12 protein-coding genes and 1 tRNA gene are annotated in these 24,224 nt (G+C 44.2%); 2 read left to right on the top strand and 11 right to left on the bottom strand.

Features of this window, described 5'->3' with window-relative positions; translation table 11 throughout:
- Window positions 1-146: 146 nt before the first annotated feature.
- Genes DN752_RS05770 through DN752_RS05755 form a run of 4 tightly spaced genes read right to left on the bottom strand, consistent with a single transcriptional unit; the run spans window position 147 to window position 6,654 of the window.
- A complete protein-coding gene (locus DN752_RS05770; RefSeq protein ID WP_112783065.1) occupies window positions 147-3,548 on the bottom strand; it encodes an efflux RND transporter permease subunit in 3,402 nt (1,133 codons plus the stop codon).
- Window positions 3,549-3,550: 2 nt separating this feature from the next.
- Window positions 3,551-4,714: an efflux RND transporter periplasmic adaptor subunit gene (locus tag DN752_RS05765; RefSeq protein ID WP_112783064.1), complete on the bottom strand. Its 1,164-nt coding sequence runs from the start codon at window positions 4,712-4,714 to the stop codon at window positions 3,551-3,553.
- On the bottom strand, window positions 4,711-6,066 hold the full coding sequence (locus DN752_RS05760; protein ID WP_112783063.1) for a TolC family protein: 1,356 nt from the start codon (window positions 6,064-6,066) through the stop codon (window positions 4,711-4,713). Before DN752_RS05760 ends, DN752_RS05765 begins: the two co-directional genes overlap by 4 nt.
- Window positions 6,067-6,069: 3 nt before the next feature.
- Window positions 6,070-6,654, bottom strand: a complete 585-nt coding sequence (locus DN752_RS05755) for a TetR/AcrR family transcriptional regulator (protein WP_317048524.1) — start codon at window positions 6,652-6,654, stop codon at window positions 6,070-6,072.
- A 907-nt stretch (window positions 6,655-7,561) separates the two neighbouring features.
- Between DN752_RS05755 and purL the strand changes: the two genes are divergently transcribed.
- Both purL and DN752_RS05745 read left to right on the top strand, forming a co-directional pair.
- Entirely contained in the window at window positions 7,562-11,248 is a 3,687-nt protein-coding gene (gene purL / locus DN752_RS05750; protein ID WP_112783061.1) for a phosphoribosylformylglycinamidine synthase, read from the top strand.
- 161 nt (window positions 11,249-11,409) lie between these two features.
- Window positions 11,410-11,482 (top strand) — tRNA-Gln (locus DN752_RS05745).
- 175 nt (window positions 11,483-11,657) lie between these two features.
- Here the strand turns inward: DN752_RS05745 and DN752_RS05740 are convergent.
- The 7 genes from DN752_RS05740 to DN752_RS05710 all read right to left on the bottom strand — a co-directional run bounded on the left by DN752_RS05740 (window position 11,658) and on the right by DN752_RS05710 (window position 23,892).
- Window positions 11,658-12,533 (bottom strand): endonuclease/exonuclease/phosphatase family protein, encoded by an 876-nt coding sequence (locus DN752_RS05740; RefSeq protein ID WP_112783060.1) that lies wholly within the window; start codon window positions 12,531-12,533, stop codon window positions 11,658-11,660.
- A 443-nt stretch (window positions 12,534-12,976) separates the two neighbouring features.
- Window positions 12,977-14,398: a SusD/RagB family nutrient-binding outer membrane lipoprotein gene (locus DN752_RS05735; protein ID WP_112783059.1), complete on the bottom strand. Its 1,422-nt coding sequence runs from the start codon at window positions 14,396-14,398 to the stop codon at window positions 12,977-12,979.
- 19 nt (window positions 14,399-14,417) lie between these two features.
- A complete protein-coding gene (locus tag DN752_RS05730; RefSeq protein ID WP_112783058.1) occupies window positions 14,418-17,900 on the bottom strand; it encodes a SusC/RagA family TonB-linked outer membrane protein in 3,483 nt (1,160 codons plus the stop codon).
- Between the two features lie 36 nt (window positions 17,901-17,936).
- Window positions 17,937-18,872: a FecR family protein gene (locus DN752_RS05725; protein ID WP_112783057.1), complete on the bottom strand. Its 936-nt coding sequence runs from the start codon at window positions 18,870-18,872 to the stop codon at window positions 17,937-17,939.
- Window positions 18,873-19,025: 153 nt separating this feature from the next.
- A complete protein-coding gene (locus DN752_RS05720; protein ID WP_112783056.1) occupies window positions 19,026-19,601 on the bottom strand; it encodes an RNA polymerase sigma-70 factor in 576 nt (191 codons plus the stop codon).
- 1,185 nt (window positions 19,602-20,786) lie between these two features.
- Window positions 20,787-22,643 (bottom strand): M1 family metallopeptidase, encoded by a 1,857-nt coding sequence (locus DN752_RS05715; protein WP_112783055.1) that lies wholly within the window; start codon window positions 22,641-22,643, stop codon window positions 20,787-20,789.
- Between the two features lie 187 nt (window positions 22,644-22,830).
- The gene (locus DN752_RS05710; protein WP_317048523.1) at window positions 22,831-23,892 is read right to left on the bottom strand and encodes an endonuclease/exonuclease/phosphatase family protein; all 1,062 of its coding nucleotides are present in this window, start codon (window positions 23,890-23,892) and stop codon (window positions 22,831-22,833) included.
- Window positions 23,893-24,224: the final 332 nt, after the last annotated feature.

The raw sequence follows: 24,224 nt of genomic DNA, 5'->3' as shown, positions 1-24,224 counted from the left end.
GAAGCAGTTTCAGGTCGCAACAGATAGGCTAATGCATATTCCGGGTTTAACCACTAAAAACTTCGAAAAAATAAAAACCTCCGAGACATTGCCTCGGAGGTTTTAACACTTAAAAAACCACCAACCTTTAAATAAATCTATACAAACTATTTTCTTCTAATAGCTATATTGATTTTGTCTGCCAATAAATACATGACAGGTACAATTACTAACGTTAAAAAGGTCGCAAAGGTTAGCCCAAATATTACGGTCCAAGCCATTGGTCCCCAAAAATCCGCATTATCACCTCCTACGTAAAACTGAGGGTCAAAATCCGATAGTAAGGTAAAGAAGTCAATGTTCATCCCGATCGCCATCGGAATTAAGCCCAGGATAGTGGTAATAGCAGTCAACAATACAGGACGAAGACGCGTCTTGCCCCCTTCGACTATACTTGCCACCAAGTCGTCATAGGTGAGGTGTTCGTCCTCTCCCAATTTTCTGTCGGAGCGTTTTCGTTCTCTTACCAAATTCGTGTAATCGATCAGTACAATGGCATTATTTACCACTACCCCTGCCAGTGAGATGATCCCGATTCCGGTCATGATCACTACAAAATCCATGTTAAATGTAGCAAGACCGATAAACACACCTATTGTACTCAAAATAACCGAGCACATAATGATAAATGGTGTCATCAGGGAATTGAACTGGGCAACAATAATCAGGAATATGGCTGCTACAGCGATCATCATCGCCCGCACAAGAAACTCCATGGACTTGGCCTGCTCTTCCTGCTCACCAGTAAACTTGATATCCATACCATCGGGAAGTTCATAATCATCCAGTCTGGACCTGATCCGGTTATTGATCTCCGTTGGGTTGAACCCTTCGTTGACATTGGAGTAAATGGTAATGACCTTGTCCAAGTCTTTTCGCTTCACCGAACCGTAGGTGGAGCTGTATTCAAAATTCGCTACTGAAGTAATAGGGATATGCCTTTTATTGCCAAACTTGTCCATAAAATAGATTTTCTTGTTGACCAAGGCATCTACATCATAGCGGTATTTCTCTGCCAGCCTCAACTGGATCGGGTAGTCGTCTTCACCTTCTTTGTACTTAGAAACTTCCAGACCGAAGATGGCCGTTCTCAGTTCATTGGCAATTGTCGAGGTGGACAGCCCAAATCGCCTGGCTTTTTCCCTGTTGATATTGACGATCAGCTCGGGCTTGCCCGTCTGAAGGTCCATCTTCAACTCTTCGATCCCCTCTATATTGGCTCCTTTGATAAACTCCCGGATATCTTCCACTTCAGTCACCAGTTTTTCATAATCTTCACCACTTACTTCAATATTAATTGGTTTGCCGACTGGTGGGCCGTTTTGTTCCTTGTCCACAGTGATCTGTACCCCAGGGTATTTTGCCATGGCCTCCCGGAGTTCCTCCATGATCTTGGTGGTGTTCTTACCGTCTCGGTATTGGTATTCGACAAAACTCACCGTCAGCATCGCCTTGTGTGGGGTTACCCCCATACTCGGCCCTTCGGAAGGGTCGCTCGTGCCTTCTCCCACTTGGGCGATAAATGCCTCCACAATATCCCTGTGCGGCTTGATCAACTCCATCACCTCATCTTCCACTTTTTCACTGAATTCATTGGTCGCCTCGATGTCTGTACCTATGGGATATTCGATAAAGATATTCACGTAGTTAGGGTCACTGCTCGGGAAAAACTCCACTTTTGGAGACCTTACCATTAATAGCACCAACGAAAGAATCAACACTCCGAACATTCCAAAGAAAAACAGATAGGGCTTCCTGCCACGAAGGGCAAAGGACAGCATCCCTTCATATTTTTCTTCCAGCCACACCAAAAATACTTGTTGGAACCATCGAATGGCCTTTTTCATAAAGACTGCATTGACCAGCGTGATGATGGCTGCTATCAAAGCGATATTGGCCATGGTAAACACTTGGGCGATATAGCAGATGGCTGCAATGGTCAGCAAAGTGCCTGCTACTATGAAGGACCGTTTTTTGGGCTTTACATCGTCCAGGTTTTGGATTTTCATAAACATCGCCGTCACCACTGGGTTAATGACCAAACCGACAAACAGCGATGAAGAAAGGACAATGATCAGGGTAATGGGAAGGTATTTCATGAATTCCCCCATGATATCTTGCCAAAAGGCCAACGGGATAAATGCCGCTACAGTCGTGGCCGTAGAGGTGATGATCGGCCAAGCGACTTCTCCTACTCCTTCCTTGGCTGCCCGTATTGGCGTCTTGCCTTCTTGCATCAGCCTGTAGACATTTTCGACGACCACAATTCCGTTATCCACCAGCATACCCAGTGCGAGGATCATCGAAAATAGCACCATCATGTTCAGTGTCACCCCAAAGGCATTGAGGACCATAAAGGAGATGAACATGGAAAGTGGAATGGCTATTCCCACGAACAGCGCATTTCTAAAGCCCATGAAAAACATCAGCACGATAATAACCAAGATAATCCCTGAAATGATACTGTTTTCCAGGTTGGCCACCATACTTCGGGTCACCTTGGATTGGTCATTCGTAATACTGACTTTTAAGTCGGAAGGAAAATGGTTGTTTTCGGCTTCCTCCAGTATTTCTTTGATCTTGTCACTAGCTGCCAATAGGTTTTCCCCGCCTCTTTTGATCACATTGACAGTGACCACTGGCAGCTTGGAAGCACGGGCATAACTTTCACGTTCCTTATAAGTATCTTTCACCTCAGCTACATCCTTGAGGTAAATGATATTTCCCCCTTCACTTTTGACGATAATATCATTGAGCTCATCAGGGTCTTCAAACTCCCCAGTAATCCTCAGTGCCCTGCGAAAATCACCGCTAAGGATGTTTCCGCCAGAGATCGTCACGTTTTCCGAAGAAATAGCATCGGCAATATCCCCAAAGCTCACCTCCATGGCTTCCATCTTGAACAGATCGGCATTCACTTGGATCTCACGCTCGATGGTACCGGTAAGGTCGGCACTGGAGATTTCGGGCAAGGCCTCTATCTCGTCTTCCAAGTACTCCCCAAACTCCTTCAGTTCTTCCTGCGCGTAATTCCCCGAAAGATTCACAAACATGATCGGCATCTCCGAGAAGTCAAGCTCGAAAATATTAGGATCCTGATCCAGGTCCGTGGGCAATTCGCTCTTGGACTTGTCCACTGCATCCTTGGTGTCCTGTAGCGCCCTGGAGATATCCACGCCGGGATTAAACTCAATGATAATGGTGGAATAATCCTGTATGGAAGTGGACTCGATGGTCTTCACATCCTTGAGTGATTTAAGCTCCTTCTCAATGGGACGTGTAATGAGGTTTTCCATATCCACCGGGGAGTTGCCCGGGTAGCTGGTTCCTACATACACGGTAGGGATGACGATTTCAGGGAAACTCTCTTTGGGCATCGTTTGGTACGCATACAATCCCATAAAAGTGATGATCAGCGAAAGGATGATCACACTGGTCTTGTTATTGATCGCTAGCGAGGACAGCCCAAATTCCCTGGTCACATTCTTATCTTGTTGTTGTTCTGCCATGATTAACTTTCGACGATTTGAACTTTGGAACCTTCAGCGACTTCTCTGAACCCTTTGTCTATCAGTACTTCTCCTCCTGAAAGTCCCTCCTTGATTTCAGAAACCCTATGGTAGGTTTCTCCTTTCTTGATATATGTTTTCTTGGCTTGCCCATTGGTCACCACATAGACATATTCTCCTTTATTGTCCTGCTGGATTAGATTGGTAGGCACAGTAGTAGCCTCTTTGTTTTCATAATCCTTGATCCGAAGCACCGAAATCATATTAGGTTTGATATGCTTGAGCCTTGGCAGGAACACTTCTACCTTGAACGTCCTGTTGCTTGGATTGATGATGGCTCCCACGGCAGTCACTTTGGTCTTTATGTCACGACCAAGAGAAGGGAATTCCACTCTCACCGAATCGCCTTGTTCCAACACCCCTACATAAGCCTCGGATATATCCGCTTCGATATACAGGTCACTTTCTCCCACAAAATTAATGATCGGCATTCCCGGCTGCACGAGTTCCCCTAGTTTCACCATCACTTCTTCTACCGTGCCATGATAGGGCGCACGGATAGTAGTTTTATCCTTTTGGGTCTTCAGGGTTGCGAGATTTTTCTCCAAGGACTCTACCCTGTTTTTGGCTTCAAGGTACTGCACTTCCGTGCCAATTTCCCGGTCCCATAGACGCTTCTGCTTTTCATACAGGGTAGAGGCCAGGTCCAGCTGTGTCTCCAGTTCAGAGATATTGTTATCGATGGACTCACCATCAATGTTCACCAATACCTCTCCTTTGGCAGCACGCATGCCTTCATGTACTTCGATCTGCTCTATCCTTCCGGCCACTTCAGCACTGATATTGACGTTCTTTTTGGAAAGCACTGATCCGGTCACCTCCAGATAATGTTTGAATGGTTGGTTTTTTGCCTTCACGGTAGTCACCAAAACCGACTTCCTGTTGTTCTTGGCAAAAGTCGAATCCTCAGCGGCAATCTCCTTTTCAAGCGCTGAAATGCTGCTTTTCAGTTCATGGTACTGATCCTTGTATTCTTTCAACTGGGCTTTTTTGGCCTCCAGCTCAGATTCCTGCGGTCCGCAGGAAAAAGTCATCGCGGCCGCTAATGCCAATGATAATCTGGAAAAGGTTTTCATATTGCTATAATGGTATATGTATTTTTTCATCTTAATATTCCTAATGCTTTTTCGAGATCTACTTTGGAGATCAACGCGTCGTACAATGCACTGTAATAGTTGATTTCAGCCTCCACAAGGTCAGAATCCGCTTCCACTACCTCAAGGTTAGAGCCTACGCCTTCCGAATACTTGATCCGGCTGATTTCATAGACTTCAGTGGCCAGCTCCATGTTTTCCCGCTGCACATCGAGGGTTTTGAGGTTGTTCTGGAGGTTTGTCCTAGCTTGAAACCGCTCCACTTCGATATTGTCATCCAGCATGTCCAATTGGTTTTCGATCTGCTGTAGCTGGATGCGGTTTTGCTGGATTCGCTTGGCCTTGGCCAGGCCGTCAAAGATCGGTACACTCAGTGTGACTCCTACAAAAGCTCCCGTAAACCAATTCTCGCCTTCCCAAACGGTACTGAATTCCTGCCCCGCACCATTTCGCTGGTAAGTGAAATTCGCATCAAGACTGGGGAGATATTGTACCGTATTGTTTTTAAGGTCTAGCTTTACCAGTTCCCAATTGGTCTGCAGCTGGTCCATTTCGACCCTGCGGTACCCTGGGTTACCTAGCAAGTCTTGGATCTGCTGGGGTTGGTTAAGGTCCCTCAAGCTCTCGGTCATCTGGATCTCATATTCCATAGGAAGCCCCATTTGCACTTTTAGCAGCTGCTTGCTGATCTCGGTAGCAGCATTGATCTTATCCAGCTCGGTCCTGATATTATTGTACTGCACCTTCACCCGGGAAACTTCGATCTTTTCTGCAAATCCTTCCTCGTAGAGGGCGGTAGTTTCCTGGAGAAGCGTATCGATCCTCGCCAAGTTGGCCTCGGCAAGCTGTTGGCGCTCCCTGTTCACCAGCACCGTAAAAAAGGCCTTTTTGACACTTTCAATGACATCATTTTCGGTCTTTTCCTTATCAAACTCACTGAGCTGCCTATACGTACGGGCAGCTTTCAAGCCTACAAAGTACGATCCGTCAAAGATCATCTGGTTAACCGTCACAGCAATGCCGCTTTGATAATTTACCCCAAACTGCACCGGAATCACGTCCGAAGGATTGTCCGGATCTGCAAAAGGACCCTCGTTGGGCAAAAACATCACCGGAATGGATACGTTCTTGGTAAAATCAAAACTACCATTGATCTGGGGCAGTCCCTGAGCCACCTGCTCTCCTACCGACGCTTTTGAAGCATAGGTCTCCAGCAAGGCATTCTTGGCATCGGCGTTGTTTTCCAAAGCGTACTGGACGCTTTCTTCTAAAGTAAACTCCAATACTTCCTGAGCGGACACCCGACCTGCCAACAGGCAGGCGAGCAAGACGCCAAAAAGGGAGAATCTGGTTGTTAAACGCATGAATTAATCCTGATTATTGATTGTATAAAATAGTTCTCGTCCTTTATCCGTTAAAATACCATGGATAAAATGGTCCATTATTGCCATCTGAACCTCCAAAACATTGAATTTCGATGGCGGAAATTTTTCCGAATCAAATGTACTCGCTATTTGGTCCATCCTGACCAAGGCCAAAATATCTGCATCTATTTCTGACCTGAATGTCCCTTCCTTCTTACCTTTCTTCAAGACGTCAGAAATGGTCTTGATGGCACAGTTTTGCCTAAAATCCTCAAATAACTTCCAACAACTGGGATAATACCGTTGGATTTCACTGAACACCACGGGGTTGATATTGGAATACCTTGACCGGATGTATTTGGAGACTTCCACAAAATGCCATATCGCCCCTTTGTTTTCATCATACAGGTTCATGAAAAACGCTTGATCTTCCTGCATTTTGTTCTTAAAGGCTTCCAGTACCAGCTGCGCCTTGTCCTTAAACTCTTGGTAAATCGTCTTCTTCGAAACACCAGCAGCCCGGGCAATATCATCCACGGTCACATACCTTACCCCCAGCCGGGCAAACTGGTCCATTGCTATTTCCAAAATTTTTTCGCGTGTTTCCAAATCTTCAGTTCACTTGAATATTGACAAGCGCAAAACTCGGGAAACTATACGGGACTTCAAAGTTTCCATGGTTTTATTTCCCAATATCTTACACCCCCTAAGCAAAAACCCTACGAAAATGTAAACTGCCCATTAAATGCCTTCAGACATTATTGTTTTTCATTTAACCCGGAGGAATCATCATGGCCTTTCCCGCCCGATGTCAGAAAGAGCTGAAAGTGCAAGAAAATCAGCTAGTTTGGAGGTGTGAGTGTCTGCCGAGTCGGATATTTACCCTGTCTTGCTACCAGATAGCACCGAAAACTAAAGCAAAGCGGCCGATTTTTTTCCGCAGTGGATAGGTCACAATATCTCTGTACTATGGAGTAGATAGGCTAAGGCATTCTGGGTTTGATGTACGATATCGACCATAAATATGATCGAATCTGAACGTTGGTAATTCCCAAAACTAGAGCATGATACTCACTATCCCACTATCTATTAGGTTATCAAAATAATAAACTCGGTAAATGTGCTTCTTTTGTCGGTAAAGAGATAGGAAACATTTATCCCGGATTATGCATTAGGAATCGTAGTGAGAGCTGAAATTGCAAGAAAATCAGTTAGTTTGGAGGCATTAGCGTAGCACCGCTACGGTTATGCCGAAAACTAAAGTGAAACGGCTGATTTTGAAGCAGTTTCAGGTCGCAACAGATAGGCTAATGCATATTCCGGGTTTATCCCTATAGCAAAGCTTCTTTTGACCTAGCATGCTTTTTCACCATCACAAACAGTCGTGCCCAGACTTCAGGAAGGAGGGTAATATAAAATCCAACTGCCTCTTCCAAGTTTTCAACCATTTGCGTACCTTTGCTCCTTAATTTATGGTCATCCAATAACAGCGGACATGATTCTCTTTTTCCAATCCCCACAAAAAAACACCATCTACGCGCTAGAAGCCAAACAACCTGTTGCACCTGAAGATCTCCAAAAGCTTTCGTGGCTCTTTGGAGAGGCCAGTCAGCTTGCACAGGAAAAAGTGGAAGGCAGCTATGCCGGCCCCAGAAAAGAAATGATCACTCCCTGGTCCACCAATGCAGTGGAAATCACTGGCAATATGGGCATCTCGGGAATCCTCAGAATTGAAGAGTTCAGCCTCTTGGAAGAAGGTCAGGAGATCGATCCCATGCTTCAGGCAAAGTATAACGGACTCGGCCAGGACATCTTCACCATTGACCTAAAGCCCGAGGAAGTGCTGTCGATCACCGATATCAAATCCTATAATGCACAGGAAGGCCTTGCTCTGAGTGATGAGGAAATCGACTATTTGGAAAAGGTAAGCAAAAGCCTTGGCAGGCCGCTGACCGATAGTGAGGTGTTTGGCTTCAGCCAAGTGAATTCCGAACACTGTCGCCATAAGATTTTCAATGGCACCTTTGTCATCGACGGAGAAGAAAAGGAAAACACCCTTTTCCAATTGATCAAAAAGACCTCGATCAAGCACCCCAATAAAATTGTTTCTGCATATAAGGACAATGTGGCCTTCGTAAAGGGACCAAAAGCACAGCAATTTGCCCCAAAAAGCCAGGACAAAGCCGATTATTTCCAACCGGAAACCATCAGCACGGTCCTTTCACTTAAGGCAGAAACCCATAACTTCCCCACGACCGTAGAACCATTCAACGGTGCAGCCACAGGAGCGGGAGGGGAGATACGGGACAGATTGGCAGGAGGAACCGCCTCCATTCCATTGGCCGGAACGGCTGTCTACATGACCTCTTACTCCAGAAGCGAGGCAGGAAGAAGCTGGGAAAAAGACCTCAACGAGCGAAAGTGGCTCTACCAAACCCCGATGGACATCCTGATCAAGGCCTCCAACGGAGCCAGTGATTTTGGCAACAAGTTTGGCCAGCCATTGATCTCCGGGAGTGTACTTACCTTTGAGCATGAAGAAAACGACAAGCAGTTTGGCTTTGATAAGGTCATCATGCTCGCTGGTGGCATCGGCTTCACCCGGGAGAAATACAGCCTAAAGAACACCCCTGTCAAAGGCAACAAAATCGTCATCATGGGCGGTGATAACTACCGTATCGGCATGGGGGGAAGTGCTGTTTCTTCGGTGAATACCGGTGAATTCAGCAATTCCATCGAACTGAACGCCATTCAGCGTTCCAATCCGGAAATGCAAAAAAGAGTGGCCAATGTCATTCGTGCCATGGCCGAAAACGACCATAACCCCATCATCTCCATTCACGACCACGGGGCAGGCGGACACCTTAACTGCCTGTCAGAACTGGTAGAAGATACGGGCGGAAATATCGATATTGACCAACTTCCCGTGGGAGACCCCACGCTCTCTGCCAAAGAGATCATCGGCAACGAGTCCCAGGAAAGAATGGGATTGGTCATTGGCGATGAGCATGTGGAAACATTGAGAAAAATATCCGAACGTGAACGTGCACCATTCTATGTGGTGGGTGAAACCACCGGGGACATGCACTTCAAGTTTGAAAATAAAAACTCGGGAGAAAAACCAGTTGATTGGGACCTGTCACATATGTTTGGCAGCTCTCCCAAAACCATCCTTACCGATAGCAAGGCCACGACGCAGTTTGCAGAACCTGCCTACCAAACCACAGAGCTGAAGCAGTATATCCATGAGGTTCTCCAGCTGGAAGCAGTAGCCTGCAAGGACTGGCTCACCAATAAGGTGGATAGATCGGTAACCGGCCGTGTGGCCACCCAGCAGACTACTGGCGCCATCCAGGTACCCCTGAACAACGTGGCTGTCATGGCCATTGACTATACTGGCAAAAAAGGCATCGCCACTTCCATAGGGCATGCCCCCGTAGCGGCGCTTGCCAATCCGGAAGCAGGCTCCAAGCTGGCTATCGCAGAAGCCCTCACCAACTTGGTATGGGCGCCGATCGAAGATGGACTCAGTGGCATTTCGCTGAGTGCCAACTGGATGTGGCCTGCCAAAAATAAAGGGGAAAACGACCGGCTATACAGGGCGGTACAGGCCGTAAGCGATTTTGCCATAGACTTGGGCATCAACATCCCGACAGGAAAAGACTCCCTGTCGATGACGCAGAAATATCCCGACGGAAAGACCGTTTACTCTCCCGGCACGGTCATCATCTCCAGCGTAGGAGAATGTGCCGACATCCGCAAGACAGTCACTCCTGACCTGAAATCGGTAGCGGACACCGAGCTACTATATATAGACTTCTCCAAGGACAGTGCGCAACTTGGGGGAAGCAGCTTTGCTCAGGTAGTCAATAAAATCGGCAATACGCCTCCTACTGTCAAGGACAATGAATACTTCGCAAAGGCCTTTATGGCCATACAGCAGTTGATCGAAAAAGGACTGATCCTCTCAGGCCATGATATTTCTTCTGGTGGTCTGATCACTACGCTGCTGGAAATGACCTTCCCTACCAAGGCATGTGGACTGGACGTCAAAACCGACCAACTTGAAGAAAAGGACATCATCAAAGCCTTGTTTGCAGAAAACCCTGGCGTGGTCATCCAGGCCAAAGATGCCAAAACGGTAAAAGACAACTTGGAAGAGCAGGGGATTGCTTACGTAGCCATCGCTGACGTAACCCTGAGCGGTAAGGTAAACCTTGAAGGACTGGATCTGTCACTCGATGTGGCCTCACATCGGGATACTTGGTTCAAATCTTCCTATCTGCTCGACCAAAAGCAAAGCGGCCAGCGGCTTGCCAAGGACCGATTTGACAATTATAAACAGCAGCCATTGGAGTTCTCCTTTGGCAAGAACTGGGAAGGCACTTATGACGCTTTTAACCTAAACCCTTACCGTCACACCACCACGGGTACCAAAGCAGCCATTATCAGAGAAAAAGGCGTAAATGGCGACCGGGAAATGGCCTATGCCCTTTGGTTGGCAGGGTTTGACGTGAAGGATGTCCATATGACGGACCTTATCTCTGGCCGTGAAACGCTGGAAGATGTCAATATGATCGTCTTCGTGGGCGGCTTCTCCAATTCCGACGTGCTCGGGTCTGCCAAAGGTTGGGCTGGAGCTTTCCTCTATAATGAAAAAGCAAAAACCGCCTTGGACAATTTCTACGCACGCCCTGACACGCTGAGCCTTGGGGTTTGTAACGGTTGTCAGCTGATGGTAGAACTTGGGCTCATCAACCGTGACCACGATGTGAAGCCAAAGATGCTCCACAACGAAAGCCATAAATTCGAATCGGCCTTTGTGAATGTGGACATCCCTGAAAACAACACCGTGATGTTCGGTTCTCTTTCCGGCCAACGGTTAGGTGTTTGGGTGGCTCATGGCGAAGGGAAGTTCTCCCTTCCAAAAGACCAGGAAGCGTACAATATTGGCATGAAATACAGCTATCAAGCCTACCCTGGCAACCCGAATGGTTCTGACTATGCCGTGGCCGGACTGGCCTCACAGGATGGTCGACACCTTGCCATTATGCCGCATATCGAACGCTCATTGGTACCTTGGAACTGGCCTAATTACCCTGAAGGCTTTATTGACCAGGAAATCACTCCATGGGTGGAAGCCTTCGTGAACGCCAAAGAATGGGTTGCTTCCCATCAATAACAAACCAAATCCTCCCTTGGAGTCAGTATATTTTTTTTACTGACTTCAAGGGACTTATAATGAACCCTCAAAAAAACTTTAAATCAGGGTTTGCATTAAAAAAAAAAGCGCATACCTTTGTGTCACATTTAAGGCAAACGAGGTCTTAAAGACATAAAAACTGACCCATGGTGTAACTGGCAACACGTCTGATTTTGGTTCAGAAGAGTCTAGGTTCGAGCCCTAGTGGGTCAACAAAAGCAAAAAAAACCGCATTGTGAAATGCGGTTTTTTTTGTTCTATATGATTTACTGTGGGTGACGTTTACTTTGTTTGCCAACTTCCAGCGTGACATTCACCTCATCACCTTTGTTACTTTTTCTTGCAGGTGAAAAAAGTAAATGATTTTTTTTTTACTTTATTTCAGAAGCTAAAATGACACCATCGAGGTCACAGGTAAGTGGTCAGAAGGATATTTACCAGTCCCATAGGTGTCCGAAATAACCTTATAATCTTCCACCGTAAATTCCGAGGATACAAAAATATAGTCTATTCGGTTCTTTACATTTCCCTGGAAGACTCCTCCTCCTAAATTGGTGCCTATCACCCCTTCCCGCGGACTTTGTGTTACATCAAATGCATCCATAACGGTTTCTTTTATCGCTTTGATCTGTGAAGTATTTTCAGTAGAATTAAAGTCACCCATCACAATTACTGGGGTACCGTTACTGATTTCTTTTATTTTTTTCGCCAATAGGGGACCAGATTCTTTCTTTGCGATTTCCAATCTCCAATAAAAATGGACGTTAAACACATAGAATTCTTTCTCAGTCCCCTTAACGTTAAACTTTGTCCAGGTACATATCCTTCTGTCAGTGGCATCCCAACCTATGCTAGGGACTTCAGGTGTCTCACTGAACCAGAATACGCCCTTATCGATTACGGAAAACAAATCTTTTTTATAAAGAGTGGCACACAAATGCATATCATTCCCGCCATATGGAAACCCTACATAATCAAACCCGGGCAATAGCTCCATCAAGTTGGCAAGCTGTCCTTCATCACCTTCTTGAGTGGCTACCAAATCAAATCGATGTCGGAGGATAAGCTCTGACAATGGCCCCTTCCGTACATCCCATCCGTTACCCGATTCCTCATCCGAGGGTGGGTTGTACCGGATGTTATAGCTGGCGACCCGAAAGCTTCTCGTTGTGGTGTCATGTGCCATTTGTAATTCATCGGTATGTGCACTGCAAGAGGTCAATGTCACCAACATTACCACTATGATCAGTTTAAACTTATTCATTTTTATTATCGTTTTTTTAGAATTGAAAATAAAGTTGCAACCAAAAAATATAATGGGATGGCTGTCCCCCTAAGGTGATTTTCAGACACATTTAAGTAGGGATAATAATCATTTTAACTAATACCCTACATATGAAAACACAGTTATGGGACAGCCATCTTAAATAAAGAAAGAATTAAACCCGGTATATGCATTAGCCTATCTACGCCATGACCACAGGTACTACGATTGATCCATTGCAGCGAACAAAATAAGCCGGTACGCTTTAGTTTTGTGATTTATCTTATCTAGCGATTCGACAGGGTATACCGTAGCGGAGCTGCGTACACACACACACCTCCAAACAAACTGATTTTCTTGTACTTTCAGCTCTTTGTTACATCCGTCGGGCAAGCTATGTTGATTCCTAAAACATAGACCGGGTTAAAATACTACAGCTCGTATCATTCTTTATCCCACCATACTTTAAAATTAATATCATCGCCTCCCATTACTTCCAGTGCCTGATCGTAATTTTTAGGATTGTAGGTTTTTTGGTCTGAAGTGTACATTAGTCTACTAGGCATAATACCATCATTAAGCATGGATTCAGTAGTAGGTAAAACCGGAAATCCTGTTCTTCGGTATTCAGACCATTGCTGAAAATCCGTAAAGTAGAGTGCCAAATATTTGTGAAGCATGATACGCTCGAGACTCCCGTTATACTGGGCCAGCGTTCTTTCGAAATAGGAAGCATCAGCAGGCTGTCCGGTCCATAACTCCAATGCAGCATTAACGCCCTCTTTAAAATATTCTTCAGCTGGAGAAGAGAGATATCCTTTTTGGGCCAATTCTGCCTTGATAAAGGATACTTCACTATAGGACATTATGGGGGCTATCATGGGAGCAACCACTTGCGCATTGTTCATATAAGAAGGAGAATAATCAAAACGTTCTTGATCATATCCACTGGGGATCCCTTCATAACCTATTGGATTGTTGTCTAGATCCATGGCTGGCGTTACATAAACCGACCTTCTTGGGTCTTCCAATTCATTGAGGACGTCTATAAAAAACTTCCCTACCGCATGCTGGTTACTAAAGTCTAGTGGTCTGGACCAAGGAGACAAGTTCGGGGTAACTCCGGTGATCTGGAGAATAGCACTTTCATCCAAGCTTTCCATAATTGGAGCATTTTCAGGGTCACTGATGATGTTTACCATTTTTTGGTAAGCTGATGGATCTACATCGGAAATCCTCAGTAGCAACCTCAACCGAAGTGAGTTGGTGAATTTTTGCCAAAGTTTCGAGTCATTGCCAAAAAGTATATCCGTTCCATAAACCATAGAAATACTATGGTCATATAGAAGATTGGCTTCCTCCAAATCTGCCAAAATCTTCGTATAGATCTCCTTTTGAGAATCATATTTGGGCTGGATAATTCCCTCATCAGATTGTGAAGCTTCCGAAAAGGGGATACTCCCAAAATTATCCGTAAGATTAGAGTATATCCACGCATTTAATGTAAGTCCGATCGCCTTGTAGTTGACCGCACCTGCCTGCTCTGAAGTCAGGATCATTTCACGGATATTTTTAAGCCACTTATATGAGCTGTTCCATTGGGATGTACCCGTGGATTCAAGAATTTCATACCGCTGGACCCCTCCATAATATTTGGGATAGGCCAACTGAACCTGCATCAATTCACAATTGACGAAATAGTGATTTCGTAGATTATTGGAGGTCTGGTTGTATATTATTTCATTGAGAAGTGCCCCTGGGCTTATCTCACTGATCAAATTGGGATTTGTATTTGTGTCCTCAAATCCAGAAGTACAAGCCCCAAAGAATAGCATTACAAAAACGCCGTATATATTAACTTTCATTTTCGGAATAGAATATAGGTTAGAACTTAAGTTTAATATTACCTCCATAAGAGGCTGTAAATGGCATAGGTGTCACTTCCATGCCAGGCACGAATCCATTTGCATTCATGGTTCCTGCCTCAGGATCCCACATGGGGAACTTATCAAATACCGCTAAGTTTCTTCCATAGACCCCTACCGATAAATTATATATTCCCAGCGATTGTGTTAATTTATTAGGAAAGGAATAATTGAAGGATAACTCTCTGATTTTCAGAAATGTTGCATCGAATACTCCCGGTTCAGTAGTTTGGTGCCTTTGGACATAATAAGCTTGCGGGTCAGCCTGTTCCGTATTAGGAGAATAGCTACCGTCTTCATTTTGGACAACTCCTTCCCCTACGATAAATCCTTCATCCCGACCAGGAATAGTGTTGGTCGTAGTGCCTGCCCAAGATGCACGATTGTAAGTTCCAGAATAAATCAATCCACCCATTTGGCCATCCATTGTCAGGCTAGCCCTAAAGCCTTTATAGGTGAAGGTGTTGGTTAATCCATACCTCCAATCTGGAGCTGCGTTACCAATATATTCTTGGGTACTGGTTCTTGTAGGAACCCCATTGTTGTATACAATATTACCATCTGGATCCCTTATGAATTTGGTTCCATAGATATCGGAGGTTGTTCCGCCTACAGTAGCGATCATATATCCCTGCCATACCCTAGCGAGAGTTTGACGCTCCAGATTATCCGTTAGAGTAAGGATTTTGTTCCGGTTCATTGACCAGTTACCTGTAAGGTCCCATTTAAAATGCTTGTTAAAAATAGGCGTACCTTTGAGGATCACCTCTACCCCACGGTTTCTAACCTCCCCCGCATTGATTACCCGACTGCTATAACCTGCTGCAATGTCTGATGGAAGGGTCAGTATTTGGTTTTTTGTTTGGGATGCATAGTAGGTAAAATCAATTCCCACCCTATTTTCAAACATCTTATAAACGAAGCCAGTCTCGAAGCCCGAAGTGATTTCTGGTTTCAAATTTGTATTGAACAGCGCCCCGGGAACGATCGCAGAACTTGGGAAACTACTCTGGGAATAATACTTGGAAGTTTGGTACGGATTAGCGTCCGACCCGACCTGGGCATAAGAAATTCGGTATTTTAGAAAGCTGATCTCTTCAGGCAGTTGTATCATATTAGAAACCAAAAAACTGGAACTGACCGATGGATAGAAATAGGAGTTGTTTTCTGCTGGAAGCGTACTGGACCAATCATTTCTCCCAGTGACATCAACTATTATATTCTCTCTCCATGAAATGGTTGCCATTCCATACAGACTGTTGATGTCCTTCATGGCGTCTCTGGTTTCCACTAATGGAAGGTTCACACCATTGGACAGGTTGTATAAGCTAGGAGTGATCAAGGCGTCCACAGAAGACATCACGTTTCTATTGACCATAGACATCATGTTACCGCCGGCCCTCATTTCATAATCAATATTTTCCGAAATGGAATTTTTATACGTCAATAAGAAATCTGCATTGATCTCCTGATTGGATATATCCTGTCTTCCATAGTATCCCCTGGGATGCTTTTTACTAGAGTACCCCCTTTCACTTTCCCTCAGTTGGGAAAGTGAGTTGAGAGAGAGCCTTCCCATAAGACTTAAGTGGTCTGTCAGTTTGATGTCGGCACTGACATTTCCCACGATTTGATTACTTTTCAATTTGTTGAGGTCCACATAAGAAAGGAAATAAGGATTACTGGACCATTGGGAAAATGGGTTAAGTTGCTGAAGGTTTTCCTGACCATTTTCCCAAATAGGCTTGTACCAATTGATATCCACATTGGGCATCAAAAACATCATGAAGTACCCCAAAGAGCCATTGCTCAGGCCAAACCCTGGGAGATTATCAGACTTTCTTTGATTGAAATTCATTACAGTGGACACCTTGATACGTTCGGAAACTTGGTAATTTGTATTGAGTGAAATACTGTTTTTATCATAACCGGTGTTGGGCACTATATAGTTATTGTCAGCATGGGTCAAATTTAACCTCATTGCTCCTTTTTCATTCCCGCCTTCCAATGCTACTGAATTGATAAAAGTGGTGCCAGTATTATAAAAGTCCTTCATGTTGTTTTCGTAAGGCCTCCAAGGGGTTCGTTCAGCTCCCTGTCCCTGGGTCAAAGGGTCATATTGGTAATAGTTTTGTCCTTCAAATTTAGCCCCCCAAGCCTGGGGGACATTTGTAGAAACGCCATCTGCTGAATTTCCATAGGAATAGAACTGTTCTCCCTCTTCATTTCTAACGGCGTAATTACCTGCTCCATATTGGTATTGGTAATTGGGCCAGTTGGTAGGCATGTCAAAAATCGCAGTGGAGCTTACCGAAACTCCCAACCGCTGCCCTTTTTTACCTGATTTGGTAGTAATGATCAATGCTCCATTACCAGCTCTGGACCCATATAGGGCAGCCGCTGCGGGACCTTTCAAAACAGTGACACTTTCGATATCGTCTTGATTGAGTTCGGAGATGGAATTGCCGTAATCTACGGGAGCCTCTGTTCCGTATCCGGCATCTACACCGTCCCCAAAAGAAGTAGCATGTTGATTCATCGGCACGCCATCAACTACGATAAGCGCATTATTTCCTCCTGGAGCCAAGGAGGTAACTCCCCTTAACTGTATACTTTGGGAATTGATTGGCCCAGTCCCGCCAGAGATAATATTCAGCCCCGCTACCTTTCCCTGAAGGCCATTTGACCAATTGGGCGCCATAGCTGTAGATAGAAGCTCGGAATCGACTGTTTGCTCTGCATACCCCACCTCATGTTCATTTCTGCGAATTCCCAGTGCCGTGACGATGACTTCATTCAACGAGCTTTCAGAGGGGCTTAACCTGATCTCTAGCACGGTTTGTCCAATAATGCTTACCTCCTTGGTTTCGTAACCTATAAAAGAAACCAAAATGGATTGGATATTCTCGGAGACCTCTAAGAAAAACTCCCCATCCATATCTGTGACAGTACCTTTATTGGACCCTTTGGCCAGAATAGTCGCTCCAGGTAAAGGGGTTCCCGTTTCGTCCAAAACCAAACCACTGACCTTTTTAAGTATCTGGACAGGAACATCCTGTTTAAACAGTCTTTCCTTTTGCTTTCTGACGATGATGTTTTTGTCGATTCGTTCAAATTGCAACTTCTTCTTATAGGAAAGCATTTCAAGAACGGATTTCAAGTCATGCTTACCTGGCTGGATTGAAAAGGTCTCATCCAAATCTAATTTTTTATTGGCATAGGCGAACTTAAACGGCGTCTTCGCTTCTACCTCTCGGAAAAAACTTTGGATGCTGTATTGGCTGTCCTGGAGCGAAATGGATATATTTTTTAGAGACTCTCCTGAACTACTAGGTTTCGTCCAGGCCCGGAGTGCAAAAGCACAAAACACAAAAACGAAAAGCCATAATCTAAGGAATATAAATCTAGCTCCTATGATGGGCAATAGGTGTTTTTCTAACATTTGATCTTTGGATTAACAAATAATTTAATTTTAACATCATTTATAAAATTCAATTTTTTGGTCTCCTACAGTCCGAAATTTCAGTTCATGGGCCCTGGCTATAGCAGTCAAAATAATTGATAACTCTTCATCCTTGAATTTTCCAGTAAACTCGTATGTGGCATATCCTTTTTTAGCAAACTCGATCTCTATACCGAATGACCTCTTTAACCTCTTTGCGATTTCCCCAAGCGATACTCCATTGAATATTAATTCCCCTCTCATCCAACCCATTTCATCAGTGACGTCAAACTGCTCAATATTAAATGATGACGTTTCCTTTTTTAAGGACCCTTTCTGTCCCGGTCCCAGGAGAGAGACCATATCTCCAGCCCTCAACCGTACAGAACCTTCTACCAAAGCAACTGACACAAAGTCTTGGTTTTTATAGGCATTTACATTGAATTCTGTCCCTAGAACACTTGTAGTGAGGTTATCAGTGACCACTCTAAAAGGCTTGGTGCTATCTTTTTCTACCTTGAAGTAAGCTTCTCCTGATAGTGATACTTCTCGTTCAGTATCCGAAAAAGCTATTGGAAACATTATTTTACTTTGGGCATTTAACCATATCTCTGTGCCATCTTCCAGTTTGAGATACTTTTGTTCGCCCATACCAGCGGCCACCTCGTTTATTTGAGGTTTGTTATATTGTTTGTTTATAAGTAAGAATACTCCGATAGAAAGAATACATGCAACGGAAGCCGCTATCCCGTAGGACCACATTTTTCTGGCTTTTGCCCTGCCCTTGATCTCCGTTAGGATTTTTTTATATATCCTATCCTGTGTTGGTATTGGGTTTTTTCTCAATGCCATTAAATGAGTATCATCCGGTTTTTTGTCGAATGATTGGTACCAATTATTTAGCTCTTCTTGTTCATCAAAATCCAGTTTTTTGATATTGTCCAGAAGATATTTCAATCGTCTCGCTTCCATAATATTGTTCGGTCATTAATATAGTTGCATATAGACCCTATAACCCTAGGAGAGATAAATCATCTATACATTAATTGTTTGGTTCAAGAATTAACGGTAACATAATACAAGGCAGGATAAAAAGTAAAGGGAACAACCACTGAACAGTACGGCTCAATAAAAGATAAAGGTCGAAAAAGGTATGGCCAAGATATAATCTGGACAATTGTTCCGTAAATAAGTCAAGGAATAATGGATGTGGTATTCAACAGTCTTAATGGAAATTTCCAATCTATCAGCAATCTCCTTGTTACTTAAAAATTCTTTGCGGCTTAGCTTAAATACATGTTTGGACTGTTCTGGAAGTCGTTCTATCAATTCATCTACATGATTAAGCAAATCACTGTACTCTATTCTACGCTCTGTTTCGGTGTCTTGATCGGGGCTGTGAAAAAAAATCTCTTTATGATTTTGGTTTGTTGTATAAATCTCTCTAAAATACATCAAAATATTGTTTTTTAGCATGCCTATTAGATAAGACTCGATGGATTTAGTAATCGTCAAACTCTTCCTTTTTAACCAAAACTGAAAAAAAACTTCCTGCACCATATCCTCTGTCAGCTCAGGTGATCCTACCCTTTTATACGCATGGGAATAGAGTTTTTGCCAATAAAGACTGTAGATCTTATTGAAAGCTTTGCTATCACCTAACCGCAATTCGGTCTGTAAATCAGCATCCTCAATTGACATACCGTAGGAAATTAAAATTCATCATTGACCGTAAAACTACCAATCAAGATGTTGAACAATGGAAAATTAAGATTAATAATAGTTTAACTCTTCAAAAATTCTTAAGCTGTACCGACGAAAAAAACACTTTGGCTCTGATTCAATTCTGCTTAGTTAAGGGGGACTATTAGTAATACAGAGGTTAATTGTCCCGAAGAAATTCCCTTAGGGATAGAAGCCTTGTTAATTTGATCCGTCTTGCAGGTATGGGGCGTTAAGGAATTAAAAAGGGGCTAGGAAACAGGGCAAACGCGTTTAGTGTTTTGAAAGGAAATAATTTTCCTGAAGGCACTTCTATCAGTCCGTGCCGCTGTCACTCCTTCTGAAGGCTGGGGAGAGCTTAACCTCCTGCGGATTCATCCGCAAGTTACAGAATTCATCGTGCTGCCGGCACTTTGCCCCGATTTGTGCATTGGGAATTGCAGTAGCCTATCTTGCCGAATGGCGGAATAGGCTGAAAGAATGATTAGTTGATTTTAATCGAACAAGCCGTCGCACCTGTTTGCTCATGTATGGCGGTTGGCTTGGATGAGGTTAAAGAATTTTGTGCGTTAGCAACTGAGCATCTTGTCTATTCCGTCTTTGGCGGAGGGGCATATAGAAGGTGCAGGTAACAACCTGCACCAAAAAAGGTTACATAAATAAGGGTAAGTTCCATAGGAACGGCAGATATAAATGCAAATAGGAATATTTTTTAAATTCATTTGCCCTGGGCTAGACAAGAGGAATTTGCTTTTATGAAGGAAGGGTTTTCCCGATAGCTACCGAGATAATCCCAACGGATGTACACTTTTGCACCGTGGCATAGAGGTAGGGACGTTAATGGTAGGCAGGTTTTTGTTGTTTTTTTAACCTGTAGGAAAAAAGCAACAAAGGTAAAGGGATGGGGAACAACCTAGGGATTTAACACGAAAAATAGCTGGCCACTGTAAATCAAAAAGAATCGGTGAAACCATGTAGACAGTAACATAAATGGTATTGATTCTAGAATAAACAGAAAGGTGCTTACCAAAACTGCCTAGAAACCTGGGTTGATCCTGTAAAAGGCCAATTACGAAAAATGGGACATTGGGTGCCTTCATCCGGGGAAATGAAAAAAGGCAAGCAGTGTTGCTTGCCTTTGGTAATCCGCTAGGATAAGGTCATTTATTCTTCAGTGGTTTCGGCAGGGAATACATTGTTTTCCCTGTCGATATCGGCCATTCTAAGACTGGGATCGATTTCCACTTTTTTGATACTGGAGAAAGGTTTTTCGATGGTAATTTCCTTGGTGATGTTCGTCCAAGGCCACCGTTGTGTCAGGATACGTTTTGGCATTCCTGCTTCTTCGGGTTTGTTTCCTCGTTGGATGACCAGTGGTAGATAGACCATTTCTTGGCTGCCATCTTGATAGGTGATTACTAGGTCAATAGGCATCGGCATCAGTCCGTCACGTTGCAAAGTGATATTGGTGCCATCGTCTACCGCTTCTACGGATTTTACGGCATAATCAATCGATTTGGTACTGTTTACCCAGTACTCCTTGTACCAATCCAGCTCGAGGCCGCTTTGCTTTTCCATTTCACGAATGATATCGTTGGTCTTGGGGTGCTTGAACTTCCAGTCGTTGAAGTAGTTCAGCATGGCTTGGTTCCTGTTTTCTTCCCCGATGATATAACCGAGCTGGGCTACGAAAACTGCCCCTTTGGAATAAGCCGCTGACCCGTAGGCATAGTTGGTATGGTAATGGTCCGAATGGGTGGTCATCGGTTCTTCTTTTCCGGATTTTGCCAGTCGCTCATAACCCACATAAGAGCCTCTTTGTGGGAAGTCGGAAGGTTCTTCGGAGAAGATATTGGCCATGGTCAGGTTGGTGGCGTAGGAGGTGAAGCCTTCGTCCATCCAAGGGTAAAGGGCTTCGTTGGTGGCTAAGACTCCCTGAAACCAGCTGTGGGCCATTTCGTGTACAGTAACACCGACTAAGCTTGGAAGAGAACGTTCGCCAGTGATCAGCGTTGACATAGGGTATTCCATGCCGCCATCTCCACCTTGGATGATGGAATACTGCTTATAAGGATACTGGCCAAAGTGTTCGCTCAAAAAAGCCATGGATTTAGGAGAATACTCCTTGAGCTTTTCCCAGTTGCCAGCAGTCTTGCTGTTTTTGATATAGAGGTGATGGATGGTGATGCCATTGTCCATCTTGATTTTGTCATGGGTATATTTCGGGTCAGCTGCCCACATGAAATCATGGACTTGCGGAGCCTTGAAGTGCCACGTGAGTTTTTTGCCTCTTGGTCTTTTTACTTTTTGGCCTTCTTCTTCGTAGCCATATCCTATTTCTTCTGGGTTTTGTAGGTAGCCTGTACCGCCCAAGATGTACGACTTGTCGATGGTGATCTTCACATCAAAATCTCCCCAGATGCCGTAAAACTCCCTCCCGATATACGGGTTGGCATGCCAGCCCTGATCGTCGTAGTTGGCCATTTTTGGGTACCACTGGGACATCGAATAGCGCACGCCTTCTTTGTTGTCACGGCCAGCTCTTCTAATCTGGAGTGGGACCTGTCCTTCAAAATCCATGGAAAACTCCACGGTACTATTGGGCAGGATCGGCTGGTCAAGAGTGACTTCAAGGATAGTGCCTACATGCTCGTAGTCCAGTTTTTTGCCGTCCATTTTCAGGCTGTTTACCTTTAGGTAGCCGATCTCTTCTGGAGAGAGTTGGGAGATGCGGTCCTGTACGCGACGATCAGCGTCTGCAATGGTCCTTGACCTTACATCCATCATGGAGTTGGGCTGGAAGGCATTATAATACAGGTGGTAAAAAACACGATACAGTGTGTCCGGTGAATTGTTGGTGTACTTTAGGTGTTGATGGCCTTCGTACTGGTTGCTTTCGACGTCCATTTCGACGTCCATTTCGTAGTTGACGGCCTGTTGCCAGCGGGTAGTCTGGGCTTGCAGGCCAACTGTACAGCATATACTGAAGGCCAATAAGGCGGTTGAACGTAATAATCTCATAGTTATAAATTTTCTCAAAAGTAAAATAAAAACTAAAAAACACCTAGACCGTTTATCAAAGGTTGGTACGAAAATGAAGAAGAATGTCCGGGATTGATAGTGTGTTATGTAAGATGCTTACCTATTTATTATTCATTAAAAAGGATTAACGGTTTTAATAAGCGGGTAGTTTTTTAGGGTGAATGGGTCATTTGTCAGTGGGACCTATCAGCGGGGAAAGGTCAAAGACCGCTTTGATAGGGTAATGATCCGAATAATCTACCTCCCGAAGAGTATTGAAACGTAGCGGGGTCAGGGCCTCATCGTAGAAGATGTTGTCTATCCTAAGGAAAAACAATACCCTGTTAAATGAAAAACCAAATCCTCTGCCAGCCGTTTCAAAGGCGTTTTCAAGGATGGACCGGATGGTGAAATAGGTGTAGCTGTAGGGGACATCATTAAAATCCCCCATTAGAATAGCCGGGTATGGGCTGTTTTTGACGTGCTCAGCTAAGAAATCTACTTGGCTGGCCCGATTGACAATACCTCGGTTTAGCCTTCTCCAGGTCTTCTGGTAGTTCTCTTTGATGCCATCAATATTGTCCAGCTGCTCGGCCGGAATACTCATTGATTCCAAATGGACGTTGTATACTCTGATGGTGTCTTCATGGACTTTCAGATCCACAAACATCGCCCCATTGGTCTTTCGATTGTCAAATAGTTTGCCCTCATTGATTATGGGGAATTTAGAAAAAATGGCCAAGCCAAAAAAACGTTTCCCTTTGCGTTCTTCTACTGACTGGGTGGCATAGTGGTATTCACCATCCCTGCCGATAAGCTTGATGGCATTCCTCGCCGGTGTAGTGAAGTCCTGATAAAATTCCTGCAGGCCAATGATGTCTGTGTCTTGCTCCCTTATCCAATTGTAGATATTGGGGGTGACTTTAGGGTCCCTGGCTTTGTATTTTTCATAGTTGAATACATGGGCATTATAGCTCATGATGGATAGCCCATCTTCACTAGATGTATTGTTCCACTGTACGGTGACTCCGATAAACCTCCAGCCGATAAGAATGGCTGCGATAGGTAGGACAAAAAGTTTTCGTTTTAGAAGAAGTAAGATAATGAGCAATGCAAAATTAAGGAGCAAAAATAGGGGGATGAGTACTGGGACCAATCCTGCATAGGCGAGCTGTTTTGGTGAAATATTAACACCAAAAAATAGCAGGACGGAAACCAAAAATACCAAGGATACCAGATACCTCATCATAAAGCGTCTTATAAGGGAAAGCGAAAATAGTGTAAGATGAAAGGAATATCAAGCAGTTTTTGGGACTAGGGAAAAAAATCGCCAACTTTTTTACAAATGATTTTTAGTGGCGTCCGAGTAAAGACTTTGCTTTTGAAGGAATTTAGTTAAAATTTACCCCTAAATCCCCTAAAGGGGACTTTTTAATCACCTCTTCAGCGTACGGGCCAGTTTTAGGAAATCGAAAAAACCTCTCCTCTTATCTTTTAAACCCGGATTATGCGTTGGGAATCGTAGTGAGAGCTGAAATTGCAAGAAAATCAGTTAGTTTGGAGGCATTAGCGTAGCACCGC

The organism is Echinicola strongylocentroti (assembly GCF_003260975.1).
GTDB classification, from domain to species: domain Bacteria; phylum Bacteroidota; class Bacteroidia; order Cytophagales; family Cyclobacteriaceae; genus Echinicola; species Echinicola strongylocentroti.
The sequence above is the reverse complement of the archived record's forward strand: the minus strand, read 5'-3'. Positions and strand labels throughout refer to the sequence as shown.